The sequence below is a fragment of the Actinomadura sp. NTSP31 genome (assembly GCF_041951385.1).
Taxonomy (GTDB): Bacteria; Actinomycetota; Actinomycetes; order Streptosporangiales; family Streptosporangiaceae; genus Spirillospora; species Spirillospora napierensis.
The window spans coordinates 143,065-162,852 of record NZ_JBGNUT010000002.1; the positions used below are offsets into that span (position 1 = coordinate 143,065).

General features: G+C 72.6%; 18 protein-coding genes. 7 read left to right on the forward strand and 11 right to left on the reverse strand.

All coding sequences use genetic code 11. The features are described from left to right. Positions 1-8 precede the first annotated feature (8 nt). From ACA514_RS03525 to mug, 6 genes are all read left to right on the forward strand, one after another. Complete coding sequence (locus tag ACA514_RS03525; protein WP_375039513.1) at positions 9-905, forward strand: ABC transporter permease; 897 nt, start codon at positions 9-11, stop codon at positions 903-905. A 16-nt stretch (positions 906-921) separates the two neighbouring features. Continuing rightward, positions 922-1,992, forward strand: a complete 1,071-nt coding sequence (locus tag ACA514_RS03530) for an ABC transporter ATP-binding protein (RefSeq protein ID WP_375039514.1) — start codon at positions 922-924, stop codon at positions 1,990-1,992. Then, positions 1,989-3,026 (forward strand): ABC transporter ATP-binding protein, encoded by a 1,038-nt coding sequence (locus ACA514_RS03535; protein WP_375039515.1) that lies wholly within the window; start codon positions 1,989-1,991, stop codon positions 3,024-3,026. Before ACA514_RS03530 ends, ACA514_RS03535 begins: the two co-directional genes overlap by 4 nt. A 61-nt stretch (positions 3,027-3,087) precedes the next feature. Next, positions 3,088-4,026, forward strand: coding sequence for an aldo/keto reductase (locus ACA514_RS03540; RefSeq protein WP_375039516.1), 939 nt, complete (start codon positions 3,088-3,090; stop codon positions 4,024-4,026). Positions 4,027-4,071: 45 nt separating this feature from the next. Next, on the forward strand, positions 4,072-4,791 hold the full coding sequence (locus tag ACA514_RS03545; protein WP_375039517.1) for a sulfite exporter TauE/SafE family protein: 720 nt from the start codon (positions 4,072-4,074) through the stop codon (positions 4,789-4,791). After that, positions 4,791-5,342, forward strand: coding sequence for a G/U mismatch-specific DNA glycosylase (mug, locus tag ACA514_RS03550; RefSeq protein ID WP_375039518.1), 552 nt, complete (start codon positions 4,791-4,793; stop codon positions 5,340-5,342). The genes ACA514_RS03545 and mug overlap by 1 nt, the downstream gene beginning before the upstream one ends. Before the next feature lie 14 nt (positions 5,343-5,356). Here the strand turns inward: mug and ACA514_RS03555 are convergent, their stop codons facing one another. The 5 genes from ACA514_RS03555 to idi form a co-directional block, all read right to left on the reverse strand. Beyond that, the gene (locus tag ACA514_RS03555; protein WP_375039519.1) at positions 5,357-5,800 is read right to left on the reverse strand and encodes a hypothetical protein; all 444 of its coding nucleotides are present in this window, start codon (positions 5,798-5,800) and stop codon (positions 5,357-5,359) included. 249 nt (positions 5,801-6,049) lie between these two features. Next, on the reverse strand, positions 6,050-6,916 hold the full coding sequence (locus ACA514_RS03560; protein WP_375039520.1) for a carbohydrate ABC transporter permease: 867 nt from the start codon (positions 6,914-6,916) through the stop codon (positions 6,050-6,052). Continuing rightward, positions 6,913-7,866: a carbohydrate ABC transporter permease gene (locus tag ACA514_RS03565; RefSeq protein WP_375039521.1), complete on the reverse strand. Its 954-nt coding sequence runs from the start codon at positions 7,864-7,866 to the stop codon at positions 6,913-6,915. The genes ACA514_RS03560 and ACA514_RS03565 overlap by 4 nt, the downstream gene beginning before the upstream one ends. Further along, on the reverse strand, positions 7,863-9,173 hold the full coding sequence (locus ACA514_RS03570) for an ABC transporter substrate-binding protein (RefSeq protein WP_375039522.1): 1,311 nt from the start codon (positions 9,171-9,173) through the stop codon (positions 7,863-7,865). The genes ACA514_RS03565 and ACA514_RS03570 overlap by 4 nt, the downstream gene beginning before the upstream one ends. Before the next feature lie 176 nt (positions 9,174-9,349). Further along, positions 9,350-9,928 (reverse strand): isopentenyl-diphosphate Delta-isomerase, encoded by a 579-nt coding sequence (idi, locus tag ACA514_RS03575; RefSeq protein WP_375039523.1) that lies wholly within the window; start codon positions 9,926-9,928, stop codon positions 9,350-9,352. A 148-nt stretch (positions 9,929-10,076) separates the two neighbouring features. On the opposite strand from idi, the gene dxs reads away from it, so the two are divergent. Then, positions 10,077-11,987 carry a 1-deoxy-D-xylulose-5-phosphate synthase gene (gene dxs, locus ACA514_RS03580; protein WP_375039524.1) on the forward strand — a complete coding sequence of 637 codons (1,911 nt, stop codon included), beginning with the start codon at positions 10,077-10,079 and terminating at the stop codon, positions 11,985-11,987. 15 nt (positions 11,988-12,002) lie between these two features. Here dxs and ACA514_RS03585 read toward each other — a convergent pair whose 3' ends face one another. The 6 genes from ACA514_RS03585 to ACA514_RS03610 all read right to left on the reverse strand — a co-directional run bounded on the left by ACA514_RS03585 (position 12,003) and on the right by ACA514_RS03610 (position 19,707). Next, complete coding sequence (locus ACA514_RS03585) at positions 12,003-12,368, reverse strand: hypothetical protein (RefSeq protein ID WP_344268219.1); 366 nt, start codon at positions 12,366-12,368, stop codon at positions 12,003-12,005. 35 nt (positions 12,369-12,403) lie between these two features. Further along, positions 12,404-13,780: an FAD-dependent oxidoreductase gene (locus tag ACA514_RS03590; protein WP_375039525.1), complete on the reverse strand. Its 1,377-nt coding sequence runs from the start codon at positions 13,778-13,780 to the stop codon at positions 12,404-12,406. Between the two features lie 97 nt (positions 13,781-13,877). After that, positions 13,878-14,699, reverse strand: coding sequence for an SAM-dependent methyltransferase (locus ACA514_RS03595; protein ID WP_375039526.1), 822 nt, complete (start codon positions 14,697-14,699; stop codon positions 13,878-13,880). Positions 14,700-14,770: 71 nt separating this feature from the next. Next, the gene (locus tag ACA514_RS03600) at positions 14,771-16,261 is read right to left on the reverse strand and encodes an amino acid permease (RefSeq protein ID WP_375039527.1); all 1,491 of its coding nucleotides are present in this window, start codon (positions 16,259-16,261) and stop codon (positions 14,771-14,773) included. A gap of 105 nt (positions 16,262-16,366) precedes the next feature. After that, positions 16,367-18,454: a 3-hydroxyacyl-CoA dehydrogenase NAD-binding domain-containing protein gene (locus ACA514_RS03605; protein ID WP_375039528.1), complete on the reverse strand. Its 2,088-nt coding sequence runs from the start codon at positions 18,452-18,454 to the stop codon at positions 16,367-16,369. A 50-nt stretch (positions 18,455-18,504) separates the two neighbouring features. Then, entirely contained in the window at positions 18,505-19,707 is a 1,203-nt protein-coding gene (locus ACA514_RS03610) for a thiolase family protein (RefSeq protein WP_375039529.1), read from the reverse strand. Positions 19,708-19,788: the final 81 nt, after the last annotated feature.

Here is a 19,788-nt window from a genome sequence, read left to right on the forward strand (position 1 = left end):
AGCACACCATGAGCGCCATCGCCCCCGCGCCCGCGCCCGCCCCCGCGTCCGCGCCGGCCGCCGCCGAGCCCCGCCGGCGCAGGCTGCCGGCGCGGGCGTGGATCGGGCTCGCCGTCGTCGGGCTGTTCGTCCTGGCCGCGCTCCTCGGACCGGTCCTGATGCCCTACGACCCGGTCGCGACCGACCTGCCGCACCGGCTCCTGCCGCCCGGATCCCGGCTCGGGGACGGGTCGGTCGCCTGGCTCGGCACCGACCAGGTCGGGCGCGACATGCTCACCAGCCTGCTCGCCGGCAGCCGCGTGTCCCTGCTGGTCGGCGCCGCGACCGTGCTCGCCGGCGGCGCCGTCGGGCTCGTCGCCGGGCTCGTGTCCGGCTACTTCGGCGGCTGGGTCGACGCCGTCCTGTCCCGCGTCGGGGACGTCCAGCTGGCGTTCCCGTCGATCCTGCTGGCGATCCTCATCGCCGGGGTCCTCGGCCCGAGCGTCACCAACGTCGTCATCACCCTCGCCGTGACCCGGTGGGTCGTGTTCGCCCGGGTCGTGCGGGCCTCCGCGCTCGCGACGCGGGACCTGGAGTTCGTCGACTCCGCCCGCGTCCTCGGCGCCGGCCACCTGCGGATCCTCGTGCGGCACGTGCTGCCGTCGTGCTGGCAGCCGCTGCTGGTCGCCGCGACCGTCCAGATCGGCCTGGTGATGGTCGCGGAGGCGTCGCTGAGCTTCCTCGGCCTCGGCATCCCGCCCGACCAGGCCTCCTGGGGCGCCACCGTCTCGGCGGGCCGCGACTACCTCGGCTCCGCCTGGTGGATCTCCACCATGCCCGCGATCGCGCTGGCCGCCGTGGTCACCGGCGTCGGCCTCGTCGGCGACGCCTTCCGCGACCTGACGGACCCCCGGGCCCAGCTCTGAGAGGCGAGACCACCCCATGACCATGTCAGCCGTCCACCCCGTCCCCACCCCACCCGGCGAGGACGCCGCCGCGGAGATGCGCGACGTCCACATCGGGTTCCGTTCCGGCCGGCACGTCACCCCCGTCGTCCGGGGCGTCACGCTGCGGCTGCGCCCCGGACGGGTGCTGGCCCTCGTCGGCGAGTCCGGCAGCGGCAAGAGCCTCACGTCCCTCGCCCTCATCGGGCTCCTGCCGCCCGGCGCCGAGATCACCGCTGGAAGCGTCGTCCTCGGCGGCGACGACACCGCCGGCTTCTCCGCGCGGCAGTGGCGCGAGGCGCGCGGCAGCCGCATCGCCATGGTCTTCCAGGACCCGATGGCCGCGCTCAACCCCGGCTTCGCCGTCGGCCGCCAGATCGCCGAGCCGTTCCGCCGGCGCCTCGGCCTGGGCCGCCGGGAGGCGCGCGAGCGGGCCGTCGCGCTGATGCGCGAGGTCGGCATCGCCGACGCCGAGACGCGCTACGGCGACCATCCGCACGAGTTCTCCGGCGGCATGCGGCAGCGCGCCGTGATCGCGATGGCGCTGGCGCTCGGCCCGTCCGTGCTGCTCGCCGACGAGCCCACCACCGCCCTCGACGTGACCGTCCAGGCGCAGATCCTGCGCCTGCTGGCCCGCCGCCAGGAGGAGGCCGGGCTCGCCACGCTGCTGGTCTCGCACGACCTCGGCGTGGTGGCGCGGATGGCCCACGAGGTCGCGGTGATGTACGCGGGACGGATCGTGGAGCAGGGCCCGCTGGACGCCGTCTACACGCGGCCCGCCCACCCGTACACGCTGGGCCTGCTCCAGGCCATCCCGGACGGGGCGGACGGCGACCGGCTGACGCCCGTCCCCGGCCTGCCACCGGATCCGCGGCGCCCGCCCGGCGGCTGCGCCTTCCATCCCCGCTGCCCGTTCGCGACGGACGTGTGCCGGGACGAGGACCCGCCGCTCGCCGAAAGCGGCGGCCGGTCCGTCGCCTGCCACCACGCCGACGAGGTGAGCGCCGCCCACAGCGCCGCTCCCAATGCCGGCCACAGTGCCGCCCCCAGTGTCGAGGAGGACCGATGACGGCGACCGCGCACGACACCGCGGCACCGGCCGGGAACGCCGAGGTCGTCCTGCGGGTCGGCGGCCTGGAGGCCGGCTACCAGCGGCCCGGCCGGCACGGGTTCGGCCGGCGGCGGGTGCCCGTCGTCGCCGGGCTCGACCTGACCGTCCGGGCGGGCCGGACGCTCGGCGTCGTCGGCGAGTCCGGCTGCGGCAAGTCCACGCTCGCGCGCGCGATCGTGGGGCTGATCCCCGCGTTCGCCGGGACCATCGAGTTCGCGGGGACGGACCTCGCGTCGCTGTCGCCCCGGCGGCGCCGCCGCGTGGCCCGCGACGTCCAGATGGTGTTCCAGGACCCCTACACCTCGCTGAACCCCCGCATGACCGTCGCCGCGGTCATCGCGGAGGGGTGGCGGGTCCATTCCGGCATCGTGCCGCGCGACCGCGAGGACGCCGAGGTCGCCCGCCTGCTGGATCTGGTCGGCCTGCGGCCAGAGCACGCCGCGCGGCGGCTGCACGAACTGTCCGGCGGGCAGTGCCAGCGCGTCGCCATCGCCCGCGCGCTCGCGCTGCGGCCCCGGCTGATCGTGTGCGACGAGGCGGTGTCGGCGCTGGACGTGTCGGTCCGCGCGCAGATCCTGAACCTGCTGGCGGACCTTCAGGCCGAACTCGGCGTGGCGTACCTGTTCATCTCCCACGACCTGGACGTCGTCCGGCACATCGCGGACGAGGTCGCGGTGATGTACCTCGGCACCGTCGTCGAGCAGGGCACCGCCGCCCAGGTGTTCGGCGACCCCCGGCACCCGTACACGCGGGCGCTGCTGTCGGCGGTCCCGTCGGTGCGCGACCGGCCGGGCGACGCCGCCCGGGAGATCGTCCTGGAGGGTGAGGTGCCGTCGCCGGCGTCGCCGCCGACCGGATGCCGGTTCCGCACCCGCTGCCCCATGGCCGCCGAAACGTGCGCCGAGAACGTGCCGGAGCTGATCGTCCGCGCGGGGACGTCCCACCCGGCCGCCTGCCACTTCGCGGCCGCCGACACCGGAACGGCGGTCTAGCGCCCGGCGGCCGGGCGCGGGCCGGAGCCGAGACCGCGGACCCGTTTGATTGGATCGGAGCATGGCTGACACCAAGAAGATCGGCGACCTGGCCGTCCACCCGCTCTCGCTCGGCGGCAACGTGTTCGGCTGGACGGCGGACCGCGACATCTCCTTCGAGATCCTCGACGCCTACGCGGCGGCCGGCGGCAACTTCGTCGACACCGCCGACTCCTACATGGCCTCGGCGCCGGGCAACGTGGGCGGCGAGTCGGAGACGATCATCGGCGACTGGATGGCGGAGCGCCGCAACCGCGACGACATCGTGGTCGCCACGAAGGTCGGGCGGCATCCCGACCGGCGCGGCCTCGCGCCCGCGAACATCCGGGCCGCCGCCGACGACTCGCTGAGGCGGCTGCGCACCGACCGGATCGACCTCTACTACACCCACTTCGACGACCCGTCCGTCCCCGTCGAGGAGATCATGGGGACGCTGGACGAGCTGGTGCGCGCGGGCAAGGTCCGCCACATCGCGGTGTCCAACATCGAGCCGGACCGGCTCCAGGCGTCGCTGGAGTTCAGCGAGCGCGAGGGCACCGCCCGGTACGTGGCGATCCAGCCGCACTACAACCTGGTGTCCCGCGACACCTACGAGGGGCCGCGCCGCGACCTCGCCGAGCGGTACGGCCTGGCCTGCGTCCCGTACTACGGCCTGGCGTCGGGGTTCCTGACCGGCAAGTACCGCCCGGGGTCGGAGGTGGACAGCCCGCGCGCCGGCCGGGCGGGGGAGTACCTGGAGACCGAGCGCGGGCGCCGGGTGCTGGCCGCCCTCGACCTGGTCGCCGAGGAGCAGGGGGCGCCCGTCGCGACGGTGGCGCTCGCCTGGCTCGCCGCGCAGCCGACCGTGGCCGCGCCGATCGCGAGCGCCCGCACGCTGGAGCAGCTCCAGCCGCTGCTGCGGGTGGCGCGGACGGCCCTGACCGGCGACCAGCTGAAGGCCCTCACGGACGCCTCCGCCTGATACTCCATCGCAGGTCGGAAAAGTCGGGATGTACCGTTCCATCCCGTGCCCCCACCCGACTTCCTGCTGATCGGCGGCCTGGCCGCGCTGCTCGGCGCCATCGTGCAGGGCAGCGTCGGCCTCGGCGTCGGCCTGGTCGCCACCCCGATCGTGACGATGCTGTTCCCCGACCTCATGCCGGGCGCGATCCTCGTCACCGCGCTCGCCCTGCCGGTCGCGACGCTCGCCCAGGAGGTCCGGCACGCCGAACTGCGGGGGCTCGGCTGGGCGTTCGGCGGGCGCCTCGTCGGGACCCCGGCCGGCGTGTGGCTGGTGGCCGCCGCCCCGGACCGCGTCCTCGGCGTCGCGATCGGCGTCACCGTCCTCGCCGCGCTCGCCGTGACGACGTGGGCCCGCGAGGTGCCGCGCAACCGCCGCACCCTCGCCGTCGCCGGCGTCATCTCCGGCACCACCGGCACCGCCTCCGGCATCGGCGGCCCGCCGATCGCGCTGCTGTACCAGCGGGAGAGCGGCCCCCGCGTCCGCGCGACCCTGGCGGTCTTCTTCATCGCCGGCGCGCTGCTGTCCCTGGCCACCCTCGCCGCCGCCGGGCGGCTGCCCGCCCGGCAGGTCACGGCCGGGCTGGAGCTCCTGCCGTTCGTCCTCGCCGGGTTCCTCGCCGCCGGCCCGCTGCGCCGCTACCTCGACGCCGGCCGGCTCCGGCTCGCGCTGCTCATCGTCGTCGGCGCGTCCGCGACCGTCCTGATCGTCCGTAACCTGGTCTGATGCGCCCCACCAAGGCCGACCTGGAGGCCGCCCGCGACCGCCTGATCCCCGACGTCCTGCCCCCGGACGGCGAGCCGCTGAGCGTGCTGTTCAGCGGCATCAACCCCGGCCTGTACTCCGCCGCCACCGGCCACCACTTCGCCCGCCCGGGCAACCGCTTCTGGCCCGCGCTGCACCGCTCCGGCTTCACCGACCGGCTGCTCCACCCGTCCGAGCAGGACCTGCTGCCCGGCTACGGCCTCGGCATCACCAACCTCGCGCCGCGCGCCACCGCCCGCGCCGACGAGCTGACCGGCGAGGAGCTGCGCGACGGCGGGCGCCGCCTCACCGCCCTGGTCGAGCGGCACCGCCCCGCCTACCTCGCCGTCTGCGGCGTCACCGCCTACCGCACCGCGTTCGGCCGCGCCGACGCGCGGATCGGCCCGCAGGAGGAGGCCTTCGGCCCCGCGCGCCTGTGGATCCTGCCCAACCCGAGCGGCCTCAACGCGAGCTGGCAGCTCGACCGCCTCGCCGCCGAGTTCGCCCGCCTGAGGTCCGCGGCGACCGGGTGAGGCGGCCGACGGCTTCAGGACGAGTGGTCGAGTGCGGCGGTGGCCGCGAACATCGAGTTGATCTCGTTCACGAGCGTCGGCTTCGGCTCCCACAGGCCCGGGCTGCGGCCGAGGGCCACGATGGGCCGGGGGAGGGCGCGGACGCCGCCGAGATGCCAGTGGTGGGACCCCGGGTCGGCCCACGGGCCGCAGTCGCACGAGCCGCCCCGCACGGCGGCCGAGCAGACGCCGTCGAGTTCGGCGACGGCGATGACGGCGCCGATGGTGGCGAGCGGGTCGCGCGGGTCCCAGCCGGCGGCCTGGATCAGCGGCGAGTCGCACGCCTTGAGGTCGACCCGCATGGAGGCGTGCACGAGGAGCGGGCCGCGGTAGGCGGTCGGCGCGCTCTCGTTCGAGACGCTCTTCCCGCCACGCGCGATCGCGAACGCCCACGGCTGCTGAACGCTTAGCGCCTGCACGCGGTCACCTCCTGTCGGCCCGAAGCGTGATCGCGCGGGCCGGGCGGGACGGTCGCCGCCGGGATGCCGCGCGATGATGCCCGAGAGGCTAGGCGCATCGTCGCCCGATTGCCAATGCGGCAGGCGAGCGGCTCGTGCGAGGCCATCGGATCTCCTTTGATCACCCATGTGACGCGCGAGACCGGTGCGCGGTTGACGGGCGGCCGGGACGGGCGGGGCGCTCCGGCCCGCCCGTCCCGCCGGCCCATGTCAGCCCTTCAGGGCCCCCGCCATCAGCCCGCGCATGAAGAACCGCCCGAGCAGCAGGTAGACCAGCAGGGTCGGCAGCGACGCCAGCAGCGCCTCCGCCATCTGCTGGTTGTACTGGACGGCGGTCGCGCCGGACCCGGCGGTGTTGTTCAGCATCACCGTGACCGGCCAGCTGTCGGGCGCGCCGAGGAAGACGGCGAACAGGAAGTCGTTCCACATCGAGGTGAACTGCCAGATCACCGTCACCGCGAACGCGGGCCCGGACACCGGCACGATGATCGACCAGTACGTGCGGATGATGCCCGCGCCGTCGACCCGGGCCGCCTCGATCAGCTCGTCCGGGACCGTCACGTAGTAGTTCCGGAAGATCAGCGTGCAGATCGGGATGCCGTAGACGACGTGCGCGAGGACCAGCCCCCGGATCGTCCCGACGAGGCCCATGTTCGTCAGCAGCCCGGCCAGCGGGATCATCACCGCCTGGTACGGGATGAACATCCCGAACAGGAACAGCGTGAAGACGGCGTCGGAACCGGGGAAGCGCCACTTCGACAGCACGTAGCCGTTCAGCGAGCCGAGCGCCGCGGAGATCAGCGAGCCGGACACCGCGATCTTGACGCTGTTCTCCAGGCCCGGCTTGAGGGCGTCCCACGCCGAGCTCCAGCCGGTGGTGGACCAGTGGTGCGGCAGGTTCCACGCGCTGCTCGGGTCGGCCTCCTGCAGCGACTTGAAGCTGGTGACGAGCAGCACGTACACCGGGATGAGGAACAGGATCACGAACGCCAGCAGGACCGCCGGCCGGACGATCCGCAGCGTGCGGGCCGCCGCGCCGGCGCCCGCCTGTCGCCGCGCCGTGCTCGCCGCGGTCACCGGTTCCGCTCCGTCCGCACCGACCACACCAGGTACGGGATCACCAGCAGCGCCACCGCGAGGAGCAGGTAGGTGGCGATGGTGGCGCCGTTGGCCGGGTCGTGCCGGTCGAAGATCTCCACGTACGTCGCGATGGCGGGGACGTAGGTGATGATCTGCTTGCCGGCGATCGCCATGATCAGGTCGAACACCTTCAGCGAGATGTGCCCGAGGATGATCAGCGCCGACAGCGTCACCGGGCGCAGCTGCGGGAAGACCACGTACCGGTACACCTTCCATTCGGACGCGCCGTCGACGCGCGCGGCCTCGCGCAGCTCCTCCGGGACGCTGCGGAACCCGGCCAGGTACAGGGCCATGACGTAGCCGGACATCTGCCAGATCGCGGGGAGCGCCATCGCGGCCATGCCCCAGCTCGGGTCCTGCCACCAGTCGTTGGCCAGCCCGCTCAGATGGAGCTTGTCGAACAGCTGGTTGAACCCGACGGCGCGCTGCGCCGGCGCCGGGTTCATCAGCCACCGCCACACCACGCCGCTGGCGATGAACGACACCGCCATCGGGAACAGGTAGATGACCCGGAACGACGCCTCGCCCCGGATCCCCTTGTCCATCAGGAACGCCAGGAACGCGCCGAGGACGAGGGCGCCGAGCACGAACACCGCGGTGAACAGCAGCGCGTGCTTGACCGCGCCGGGCCAGCTCGGCTGGTGCCACAGGTCGACGAAGTTCTTGCCCTTGTCGAACCCGTACGGCGTCACCTCGTCGTGCTTGCCGCTCACCGCCACCCGCGTGTTCCAGAAGATCAGCCCGTAGACGAACAGGCCGATCGCCACGATGGACGGGGAGACCAGCAGCAGCCCCGGCAGCCATTTGCGGCTGCGCCGCAGGGCCGGGCGGCGGCCGCTGCGCGGCCCCCGCGCCGGGGACCCCGCGGCCGGCGTCTCGGCCGTCACTGACCGCTGTTCTTGGCCGCGGCGACGAGCTGCGACTGCAGCTTGCCGACGTCCTTGCTCTGCAGGAACAGGCCGACCGCCGTGTCGATGTCGGTGTGCTGCTTCTTGCTGGCGTTGACGCCGTGCCAGAAGGAGCCGGCGAGCTTGGTGGCCGGGTTGTTCCACTGCTCGAACGCGTACTTCAGGTAGCCGGAGCTGTAGAGGCTCTTGTCGGCGTCCTTACGGGCGGGCACGGAGCCCTTCTTCGGGTTGAACAGGTCCTGTCCCTCACGGCTGGACACCTCCTTCAGCCATGCCTCCGCGCCGGCGTGGTGCGGCGCGCCCTTCGGCAGGGTGAAGCTGTCAGACAGCCACAGGTAGGTGCCGTCGGTGCCGGGCGTCGGCGCGTACTTGAAGTCGGTGTCGAGCTTCTTGCTCAGGCCGTTCGGCGCCGGGTTGACGAAGTAGCCGTAGGCCCAGTCGCCCATGATGTTGAACGCGGCCTTGCCGTCCACCACGGCCTTCGCGGCGCCCTGCCAGTCGGTGGACGCGGCCTCGACCGTCGTGTACTTGATGATCTCGGCGTAGTCGTTCAGCGCCTTCGTCACCGCCGGGGTGCTCCAGTCGGCGCCCGGCTTCCACAGCGCGTTGTAGGCGTCGGTGCCGAGGTCGCCGAGCAGGACGTTCTCCAGCAGGTGGTCCGCCGTCCATTGCGCTCCGAGCGACAGCGGCACCTTCTTCGTCTTCTCCTTCACCGCCTTCAGGTCGGCGATGAACTCCGGGATCGATTTGGGCGCGTCCGCAATTCCGGCGTCCTTGAGGATGCCCGGGTTGTACCAGAGCATGTTCGACCGGTGGATGTTGACGGGGACCGAGTAGATGTGTCCCTTGTAGCTGATCTGCTGGAGGAGCTGCTGCGGGTAGACCGACTTCAGGTTGTTCTGGTCGTAGAAGGTGTCCAGCGGCTCGATCTGCCCGGCCTTGATGTAGTCGAGCAGTTCCGCGCCCGCGTGCCCCTGGAAGGAGTCCGGCGGCTTGCGGTTCTGCAGCCGGCTGGCCAGCACCGCCTGCGCCTGCGTGCCCGACCCGCCGGCGATCGCCGCGTTGACGAACTTGGTCCCGGGGTTCTTCTTCTCGAAGTCGGCCTTCAGCGCGGCGAGCCCGTCCGCCTCTCCTGGACCGGTCCACCAGGAAAAGACCTCGACCTGGGACTTGTCGTTGTTGCCCTTGCCTCCGCTGTTACCGCCGCACGCCGACAAGGCGAGAGCACCGGTCATCGCGACGGCCGCGAACGCCGTCCAGCGACGCCGGGGAGCACGTCCTAGCATCGTCCGTCCCTTCGGTTACCCCCGGGGTAAGCAAGCGTCCGTTCGGGACGTGACCGGGTCAACACCGGGGACGGAAAAGTGATCTCTCGGTTATCGGGCCGGGCCGGGCGCGCGGGCGCGCACCCGGCCCTTTGCGAACGGCTTTCCGGCGGTGCCCGCCGCGCCGGCCGGAGGCCCTACCAGGTGAGGGCGGGCGGGAGCGTCGCGGTGCCGGCGTCGGGCCAGTCGAGCGGCGCGCCCAGCGGGGCCAGCTCGGCCAGTTGCAGCCGGTACCAGGGCGAGGCCTCCGGGCGCGCGGCGAGGTCGAGGCACTGCCGCCACGTCCACCACTCGGCGTCCTCGACCTCGTCGGGGTTGCGCGCGACGGGCGTGCCCGCGGGGACGCCGGCGCGCACCACCGGGCAGCGCTCGTTCTCGAGGGTGCCGTCCTCGGCGACCGCCCGGTACTGGAACGCCGGGAGGACGGATGTCAGGGACACGCCCGAGATGCCGAGTTCGTCCCGCAATCGCCGCAGCACGGCGTCGCGCAGCCCCTCGCCCGGGCCCGGATGGCCGCAGCAGCTGCCCGTCCAGACACCGGGGAAGGTCCGCTTCGACAGGGCGCGGCGAGTGATCAGAACGCGACCCTCCGTGTCCACCACATAGCAGGAAAAGGCCAGGTGGTACGGCGTGTCTCTATGGTGGCTCGCGGCCTTGGGGGCGGTTCCGACCGCCTCGTCATCCGCGTTGAGCAGTACGATCTCTTCGACGGCCATGCTCTTTTCCTACCCCATCGGCCCCGCCGGGGTCAGTCGTTTCACACCCGGCGGGCAGGTCCCCTCCGGCGCGTCGCGGGCGAACCGGGATTAAACTCGGAACGGCCCGAGCCAGGGGAACCGGTCCCCGACGGAGGAGTTGACACGCGTGAGCCTGCTGGAGTCGATCAAGGGTCCCGACGACCTCAAACGACTGGACGCCGCGCACCTGCCGGGCCTCGCGGCGGAGATCCGCGACTTCCTGATCGACGCGGTCGCCAAGACCGGCGGCCACCTCGGCCCCAACCTCGGCGTGGTGGAGCTCACCATCGCGCTGCACCGGGTCTTCGACTCGCCCCGCGACAAGATCCTTTGGGACACCGGGCACCAGTCCTACGTGCACAAGCTGCTCACCGGCCGGCACGACTTCACCCTGCTCAAGCGGCGCGGCGGCATCTCCGGCTACCCGAGCCGGGCCGAGTCCGAGCACGACGTGATCGAGAACTCGCACGCCTCCACCGCGCTGTCCTACGCCGACGGGCTGGCCAAGGCGTTCGAACTGCGCGGCGAGGGCGACCGGGTGGTCGTGCCCGTCGTCGGCGACGGCGCGCTCACCGGCGGCATGTGCTGGGAGGCCCTCAACAACATCGCCGAGGGCAAGGACCGCAAGGTCATCATCGTCGTCAACGACAACGGCCGCTCCTACTCGCCGACGATCGGCGGGCTGGCGAGCCATCTGGCCGCCCTGCGCGTCACCCCGACCTACGAGCAGGCCCTCGATCTCGTCAAGCGGACCGTTCCGAGGGCGCCCGTCGTCGGGAACGTCGCCTACGAGGCGCTGCACGGGATCAAGAAGGGCCTCAAGGACATCCTGCAGCCGCAGGCCATGTTCGAGGACCTCGGCCTCAAGTACGTCGGCCCCATCGACGGCCACGACGAGCAGGCCGTCGAGCACGCGCTGCGCAAGGCGCGCGCGTTCGGCGGGCCGGTGATCGTGCACTGCATCACCCGCAAGGGCCACGGCTACTCGCCGGCGGAGAACGACGAGGAGGAGCAGTTCCACTCGCCGGGCCCCTACGACCGCGAGACCGGCGTCCAGAAGCCCAAGGGCCGCATCTGGACCAACGTGTTCAGCGAGGAGATGGTCGAGATCGGCCGGGAGCGCCGCGACGTGGTGGGGATCACCGCCGCGATGCTGCACCCGGTCGGCCTCGCCGACTTCGCCGCCGCCTACCCGGACCGGATCTACGACGTCGGCATCGCCGAGCAGCACGCGGTGACGTCCGCCGCCGGGCTCGCCCTGGGCGGCCTGCACCCGGTCGTCGCCGTCTACGCCACGTTCCTGAACCGGGCGTTCGACCAGGTGCTGATGGACGTCGCGCTGCACGGCCAGGCGGTCACGTTCGTCCTCGACCGGGCCGGCGTCACCGGCGACGACGGGCCGTCCCACAACGGCATGTGGGACCTGTCGCTGCTCCAGCTCGTGCCCGGCATGCGGATCGCGGTCCCGCGCGACGGCGCCCGCGTCGCCGAGCTGCTGCGCGAGTGCCTGGCGATCTCCGACGGCCCGACCGCGCTGCGCTTCCCCAAGGGCGCCGTGGCCGCCGACCTGGACGCCGTCGACCGCATCGGCTCGATGGACGTGCTGGCCCGCCACCCGGGCGCCAACGGCGCCGACGTGCTCATCGTCGCGGTCGGCGCGATGGCGACGCCCGCGGTCGAGGTCGGCGGGCGGCTGGCCGACCAGGGCATCGGCGCCACCGTCGTCGACCCGCGCTTCGTCAAGCCCCTCGACCCGGCCCTGTCGGCCGCGGCCGCCGCGCACAGCATGGTCGCCGTGGTCGAGGACAACGGCCGCGTGGGCGCCGTCGGCGACGCCGTGGCCCGCCTGCTGCGCGACGAGGGCGTCGACACCCCGGTCCGCACCTTCGGCATCCCGCAGGAGTTCCTGGACCACGCCAAGCGCGACCTGATCCTCGCCGACTGCGGCCTGACCTCGCAGGACCTGGCCCGCGACATCACCGAGGCCGTCGCCCGCGTCACCGCCTCGGACGCCCGCGAGCCCGCCACGTCCGACTGACCGGCCGGGCCCGGGTCAGATGCCCTCGGCCGACAGCAGCTGCCAGAAGTGCGTGATGGACGCGGCGCGGGTGCCGAGCTCGCGGCCGGAGTAGGTCCACCGGCCGCGCAGCCGCCAGGGCCTGCCGGCGCCGTCCTGGACGTAGACCTGGAGCGGGAAGCAGGCGTCGTGGGCGCGGATGACGCCGGCCGGGTCGACGGACGGGGCGAGCCGCGGCTCGCCCTCGCACCGCACGCCCATGACGGACGTGCGCGGGTCCTGGCGCAGCAGCCCCTGCGTCAGGTCGTGCACGAGCACGGAGACGTAGTCGGGACCGAGCCACCTGAGGTCGGGCACCGTCTCGGGTGGGGGGAACCCGTACAGTTCTGGACCGACGGTCACCCGCGCACGGTAGCGCTCCGTGCACGCATCCGTCACTAGTTTCCCGGCGGCTTCTTGCGGCCCGCCACCGCGTCGCGGCAGGCCGACGTCATGGCCTCCCACCGGGCCAGCTTCACGCGCTCGCCCCGGTCGAGGCTGCGGGCCAGGGCGATCTCGGCGGCGTCGAGGTTCAGCCAGTCGTCGTAGCTGACGACGGGCAGCCCCCGCGACTCCAGCACCTCCTCGATGGTGCGCTTGGGCGCCGCGTCGGTGCCCTCCAGGTCCGCCAGCAGGTTGCGGACGGTCTCGGCGGCGTCGGACTTGTTGGTGCCGACGACGCCGGACGGGCCGCGCTTGATCCAGCCGGCGACGTACTCGCGGGGCACCGGGGAGCCGTCCGCGCCGAGGATGCGGCCGCCCTCGTTCGGCACGATGGAGGACCGCTCGTCGAACGGGACGCCGTCCAGCGGGACGCTCTGGTACCCGACCGAGCGCAGCACCAGGCCGACCGGCAGGGTCTCGAACTCGCCGGTCCCGGTGACGCGGCCCGACGCGTCCAGCGCGGTCTTCTCCAGCCGCAGGCCCTCGACGCGGTCGGTGCCGAGGATCTCGGCGGGCGCGCGCCAGAACCGGACGTCGATGTGCCGGGCGCGGCCGGGGGCGGGCTCGCCGGTCCAGGCGTTCAGCACCTTGACGTTGCCGCGTACGTGCCGGTCGCTCTCGGCGAGTTCGGCGCTGGCGGGGTCGAGGTCCATGTCCTCGGGGCTGACGTGGATGCTGGCGCTCGGCAGCTCGCCGAGCTCGCGGGCCTCCTTGGTGGTGAACTTCGCCTGCGCGGGGCCGCGCCGCCCGATCATGTGGACGCGCCTGACCCGGCTCTTCGACAGCGCCTCGATGACCTGCTCGGGGACGTCGGTGGAGCGCAGCTCGTCCGCGGTCTTGGCCAGGATCCGCACCACGTCGACGGCGACGTTGCCGACGCCGATGACGGCGGCCTCCTCGACCGACAGGTCGAAGGAGTGGTCGGCGGCGTCGGGGTGCCCGCAGTACCAGTTGACGAAGTCGGTGGCGGCGATGCTGCCGGGCAGGTCCTCGCCGGGGATGCGCATCTGCCGGTCGACCATCGCGCCGGTCGAGTAGATGACGGCGTCGTAGCAGTCCAGCAGGTCGGCGCGGGTGAGGTCGCGGCCGAGTTCGACGCAGCCGAAGAAGCGGACGGCCGGGTTCTCCAGTACCCGCTGCAGGTACTTGGCGATCGACTTGATCGACGTGTGGTCGGGCGCGACGCCGTAGCGGACCAGCCCGTACGGCGTCGGCAGCCGGTCGAACACGTCCACCCGGACGTCTCCTCCGGTCTGCTTCACGAGGGCCTCGGCGGCGTAGATGCCGGCGGGCCCCGAGCCGATCACCGCGACGAGCACAGGAGAAGCCATGCGCGTATTGTGCCGACCCGCACGGCAAAAGGACACCGTGACACCGGTCACGAGATCGACTCGGGCGGCCCCGCCGCACCCGCCGCGGCGCGGACGGTCAGGGCTTGCGCGCGACCCCGGCCCACAGCGGCACCTCCGGGGCCGCGGGGTCGTCGTCCGGGCCCGGCCGCCAGCGGGTCGGGGACACCACGCCCGGTTCCACCAGCTCCAGGCCGTCGACGAGGGCGAGGACGTCGGCGCGGTCGCGGGGCTGCGCCTTCTGCACGGCGTTGGCGTTCCACATCTCGAACGCCTCCCGCACCTTCGGCCCGCCGAGTTCGGCGGTGGCGTGGGTGAAGGCGAGCCAGCTCCCGGACGGGACGGCGTCCAGCAGCCGCCACAGGATGGACCGGGCGTCGCCGAAGTCGGCGACGAAGTGCATGAGGCTCATCAGCGTGATCGCGACGGGCCGGTCCAGGTCCAGGGTGGCGGCCGCGTCGGCCAGGATCCGGCCGGGTTCGCGCAGGTCGGCGTCCAGGTAGGCGGTGGCGCCCGATGGGGAGTTCAGCAGCGCCCGCGCGTGCGCGAGGACCACCGGGTCGTTGTCGACGTACACCACGCGCGCGGCCGGGGCGACGCTCTGCGCGACCTGGTGGACGTTCGGCTCGGTCGGCAGCCCGGTGCCGATGTCGAGGAACTGGTCGACGCCCTGCTCGGCGAGGAACCGCACCGACCGCGCCATGAACGTCCGGTCGGCCCGGACCATGGTGACCACGTGCGGGAACGTGGCGGCGATCTGGTCGCCGAGCGCCCGGTCGACGTCGTAGTTGTCCTTGCCGCCGAGCCAGTGGTCCCAGACCCGGGCCGAGTGCGGCCGGGTGGAGTCGATCCGGTCGGAGGGGGAGGGGCCGCCGGCGGGCGGGGCCGAGGTGTCGCTCATGTGCCTGTCCACCGTTCGTGCGGGAGGGGGTCCGCGTCCGCATGATCGTATGACGGCCGTCAGGCGCGGTGTCAGGGTTTGCCGGAAACGGTCGCGGCGGCGAGCCCGACGCGGCTGTGCGTCCGGCCGTAGAGGGCGTAGATGACCGCGCCGATCGCCATCCAGGCCAGGAACCGGTACCAGGTCTCCAGCGGCAGGTTGATCATGACGAAGAGGCAGCCCAGCACCGACAGGACCGGGATCACCGGGACGAGCGGGGTGCGGAACGCGCGCGGCAGGTCGGGCCGGGTGCGGCGCAGGATCAGCACGCCGACCGACACCAGCAGGAACGCGAACAGCGTGCCGATGTTGACCAGCTCGGCGAGCTTGGCCAGCGGGATGAACCCGGCGAGCACGGCGACGACGCCGCCCATGATGACCGTCGACAGCCAGGGGGTGCCGAACCGCGGGTGGATGACCGACAGCCACGGCGGGAGCAGGCCGTCCCGGCTCATCGCGAAGAACACCCGGCTCTGCCCGAGCAGCAGGATGAGCACGACGGCGATGAGGCCGACGACGGCGCCGACGTCGATGATCGTGGCGAACGCGGAGTGCCCGACGGCCTTGAACGCGTCCGCGAGCGGCGCGGCGTCGGAGAGCTTCTTGTAGTTCTGCATCCCGGCGACGACGGTCGACACCGCCGCGTAGAGGATCGCGGTGATGACGAGGGAGCCGATCAGGCCGATCGGCAGGTCGCGCTGCGGCCGGCGGGCCTCCTCGGCGGCGGTGGCGACGATGTCGAAGCCGATGTAGGCGAAGAACACGATGGCGATGGCGGCGAAGATGCCGAGCCAGCCGTAGCTGACCGGGGTGATCCCGAAGATCACCTGCATCAGCGGCGCCGCCGCGCCCTTCACCGACGTGTTGGGCTCCGAGGGCGGGATGAACGGGTGGTAGTTCTCGCCCTTGACGAAGAAGAGGCCGGCCACGATGACCAGCAGGACGACGGCCACCTTCACCACGACGACGACCGCGTTCACCCGCGAGGAGATCTTCACGCCGAGGACGAGCAGCCCCGTCACCACCAGCACCAGCGCGATCGCGGGGACGTTGACGACGCCGCCGTTGCTGCCCGGCGGGTTGAGGATCGCGGCGGGCAGGTGCAGGCCCGCGCTGTCCAGCAGCGAGGCGAAGTAGCCCGACCAGCCGACCGACACCACCGCCGCGCCGAGCGCCAGCTCCAGGATGAGGTCCCAGCCGATGATCCAGGCCGGGAACTCGCCGAGGGTGGCGTAGGAGAAGGTGTAGGCCGACCCGGCGACCGGGACGGTGGAGGCGAACTCGGCGTAGCACAGCGCGGCCAGCGCGCAGACGACGGCGGCGAGGATGAACGAGATCGCCACGGCGGGCCCGGCCTTGTCCTTGGCGACCTGCCCGGTGAGGACGAAGATGCCGGTCCCGACGATGACCCCGATGCCGAACACGACCAGGTCGAGCGCGGACAGGTCGCGGCGCAGCCGGTGCCCGGGCTCCTCGGTGTCCTTGATGGACTGTTCGACCGACTTGGTGCGCAGCAGGTTCATCGTCGGCTCCTCGGCGTCACGTCGTTGTGACAGCCCTATGCCCGGATGCGCGCCGCTTATGATCGTCCACCGCCCGTGGCCCCCGGACGGTGGACGATCCGCTGGTCAGGCGGGAAGCGAGGCCACGCCGGGGGCGAGGAAGCGGCGGCCGGCCGCCTTCTCGGCGACGCCCGACCTGTCCAGGTACGGGGTGATGCCGCCGAGGTGGAACGGCCAGCCCGCGCCGAGGATCATGCACAGGTCGATGTCCTCGGGCGCCGCGACGACGCCCTCGTCCAGCATGATCCGGATCTCGTCGGCGAGCGCGGCGAGCGCCCGGTCGAGGACCTGCTGCTCGGTGGACGGGCTCGTCCCGCCGCCGAAGATCGCGACGACCTCCGGGTCGAGGGAGAAGTCGGGCAGGTAGACGCCCTTCTTGCCGGACGCGACCAGCTTGGCCAGGTTGTCCGACAGCGGGAACCGGTCCGGGAACGCGGCGTGCAGGGTCTCGTTGACGTGCAGCGCGATCGCCGGGCCGACCAGCCCCATCAGCACGAACGGCGGCATCGGCAGGCCGAGCGGCGCGGCGGCGCGCTCGGCGACCTCGATCGGGGTGCCCTCGTCGACCGTCTGGACGATCTCCGCGAGCAGCCGCAGCAGGACGCGGTTGACCACGAACGCCGGGGCGTCCTTGACCAGCACGCACGACTTCTTCAGGGCCCTGCCCGTCGCGAACGCGGTGGCGAGCGCGGCGTCGCCGGTCTGCTCGCCCCGGACGATCTCCAGCAGCGGCAGCACCGCGACGGGGTTGAAGAAGTGGAACCCGACGACCCGCTCGGGGTGCTCCAGCTTCGCGGCCATCTCGGTGACCGAGAGCGAGGAGGTGTTGGTGGCGAGGACGCAGTCGGCGGAGACGTGCTGCTCGACCTCGGCGAACACCTTCTGCTTGACCGACATCTCCTCGAACACCGCCTCGATGACGAAGTCGGCGTCGGCGAACGCGTCCTTGGTCAGCGAGCCGGTGATGAGCGCCTTCAGCCGGTTGGCCTTGTCGGGGGAGAGGCGGCCCTTGCCGAGCAGCTTGTCGATCTCGCCGTGCGCGTAGCCGACGCCCTTGTCCAGGCGCTCCTGGTCGAGGTCGGTCATGACGACCGGGACCTCCAGGCGGCGCGCGAACAGCAGCGCGAGCTGCGAGGCCATCAGGCCGGCGCCGACGACGCCGACCTTGGTGACCTTGCGCGCGAGGGACTTGTCGGGCGCGCCGGCGGGGCGCTTCGCGCGCTTCTGGGTGAGGTCGAACGCGTACAGCCCGGCGCGCAGCTCGTCGCTCATGATGAGGTCGGCCAGTGCCTCGTCCTCGGCGGCGAAGCCCTCGTCGCGGCTCCGGTCCTTCGCGGCGGCGACCAGGTCGAGCGCGCGCGTGAAGGACGGCGCCGCGCCGTGCAGCTTGCCTTCGAGGTTCCAGCGGGCCATCGCGACGGCGTCGTCCCACGCCTTGCCCTTGTCGACGGCGGGCCGGGTGACGGTGATCTCGCCGTTGAGGACGCGGGCCGTCCAGGCGAGCGACTCCTCCAGGAAGTCCGCCGAGTCGAAGATCGCGTCGGCGATGCCCAGCTCGTAGGCCTGCCGGCCCTTCAGCATCCGGTTCTGCGCGAGCGGGTTGTCGATGACGACCTTCAGCGCCTTCTCCGCGCCGATCAGGTTCGGCAGCAGGTACGTGCCGCCCCAGCCGGGCACCAGGCCGAGGAACGCCTCGGGCAGCGCGAACGCCGGGACGCTAGCGGAGATCGTCCGGTAGCTGCAGTGGAGCCCGATCTCGACGCCGCCGCCCATCGCCGCGCCGTTGTAGTAGGCGAACGACGGGACGCCCAGCTCGCCGAGCCGGCGGAACACGTCGTGGCCGAGCTTGCCGATGGCGCGCGCGTCCGCGTGGTTCGAGATCAGCGGGACGCCCTTGAGGTCGGCGCCGACCGCGAAGATGAACGGCTTGCCGGTGACGCCGACCGCGGCGATGTCGTCGCGTGCGGCGATCCGGTCGATCGCGGCGTCCAGCTCGGCCAGGCCGTTGGGGCCGAAGGTGTTCGGCTTGGTGTGGTCGTGGCCGTTGTCGAGCGTGATCAGCGCGAGGGTGCCGGCGCCGTGGGGGAGTTGGACGTCCCTGACGTACGCGTGCGTGACGACCTCGTCGGCGAATACTTCTCCCAGGCTGCTCACTGTGCTGTTCCCGGGGGCGGTCCCCCGGATCCCCCGAACGCCTGCGTCGCTCACTTTGCGCCTTCCCAGTTCACGTTCTCCCACAGGACGGTTCCGCCCATGCCCATGCCGACGCACATCGTCGTCAGCCCGTAGCGGACGTCGGTGCGCTCCTCGAAGAGGCGGGCCAGCTGGTTCATCAGCCGCACGCCGGACGAGGCGAGCGGGTGGCCGAGCGCGATCGCGCCGCCCCACGGGTTCACCCGCGCGTCGTCGTCGGCGATCTTGAAGTGCTCCAGGAACGCCAGCACCTGCACGGCGAACGCCTCGTTGATCTCGATGAGGCCGATGTCGTCCATGGTCAGGGAGTTGCGGGCGAGCAGCTTCTCGGTCGCGGGGACGGGCCCCACGCCCATCACCTCGGGCTCGACGCCGGCGAACGAGAAGTCGACGAGGCGCATCCTCGGCGCGAGGCCGAGGTCGCGGGCGACGTCCTCGGCGGCCAGCAGGCAGGCGGTGGCGCCGTCGTTGAGGCCCGCGGCGTTCCCGGCGGTGACGTTGCCGTGCACGCGGAACGGGGTCTTGAGCTTGGCGAGGTCGTCCAGCGTGGTGCCGGGGCGCGGCGGCTCGTCCTCGGTCGCGAGGCCCCAGCCCTGCTCGGCGGAGCGGATCGCGGTCGGGACCAGGTCGGGCTGGATCTTCCCGGCGGCGTAGGCGGCGGCGACCTTCTGCTGGCTGCGCACGGCGTAGGCGTCCGCGCGCTCCTTGGTGATCTGCGGGAACCGGTCATGCAGGTTCTCCGCGGTCGTCCCCATCACCAGCGCGGACGGGTCGACGAGCCGGTCGGCGAGGAACCGCGGGTTCGGGTCGACGCCCTCGCCCATCGGGTGCCGGCCCATGTGCTCGACGCCGCCGGCGATGACGACGTCGTAGGAGCCGAACGAGATGCCGGCGCCGGTGGTGGTGACGGCGGTCATCGCCCCCGCGCACATCCGGTCGACGGCGTAGCCGGGCACGCTCTTGGGCAGCCCGGCGAGGACGGCGGCGGACCGTCCGATGGTCAGGCCCTGGTCGCCGGTCTGGGTGGTGGCGGCGATCGCGACCTCGTCCACCCGCTCGGGCGGCAGGGACGGGTTGCGGCGCATCAGCTCGCGGATCGCGCGGACGACCAGGTCGTCGGCGCGGGTCTGCGCGTACAGGCCCTTGGGGCCGGCCTTGCCGAACGGCGTGCGGACGCCGTCGACGAACACGACGTCGCGTGCGGTGCGAGGCACGGGTCGTCCTCCCTGCGGGTGGGCTGTCGGTGGTGGACAGGGTGATGCTACTGGCTGGTAACCACAAAGGCTACTCGTCAG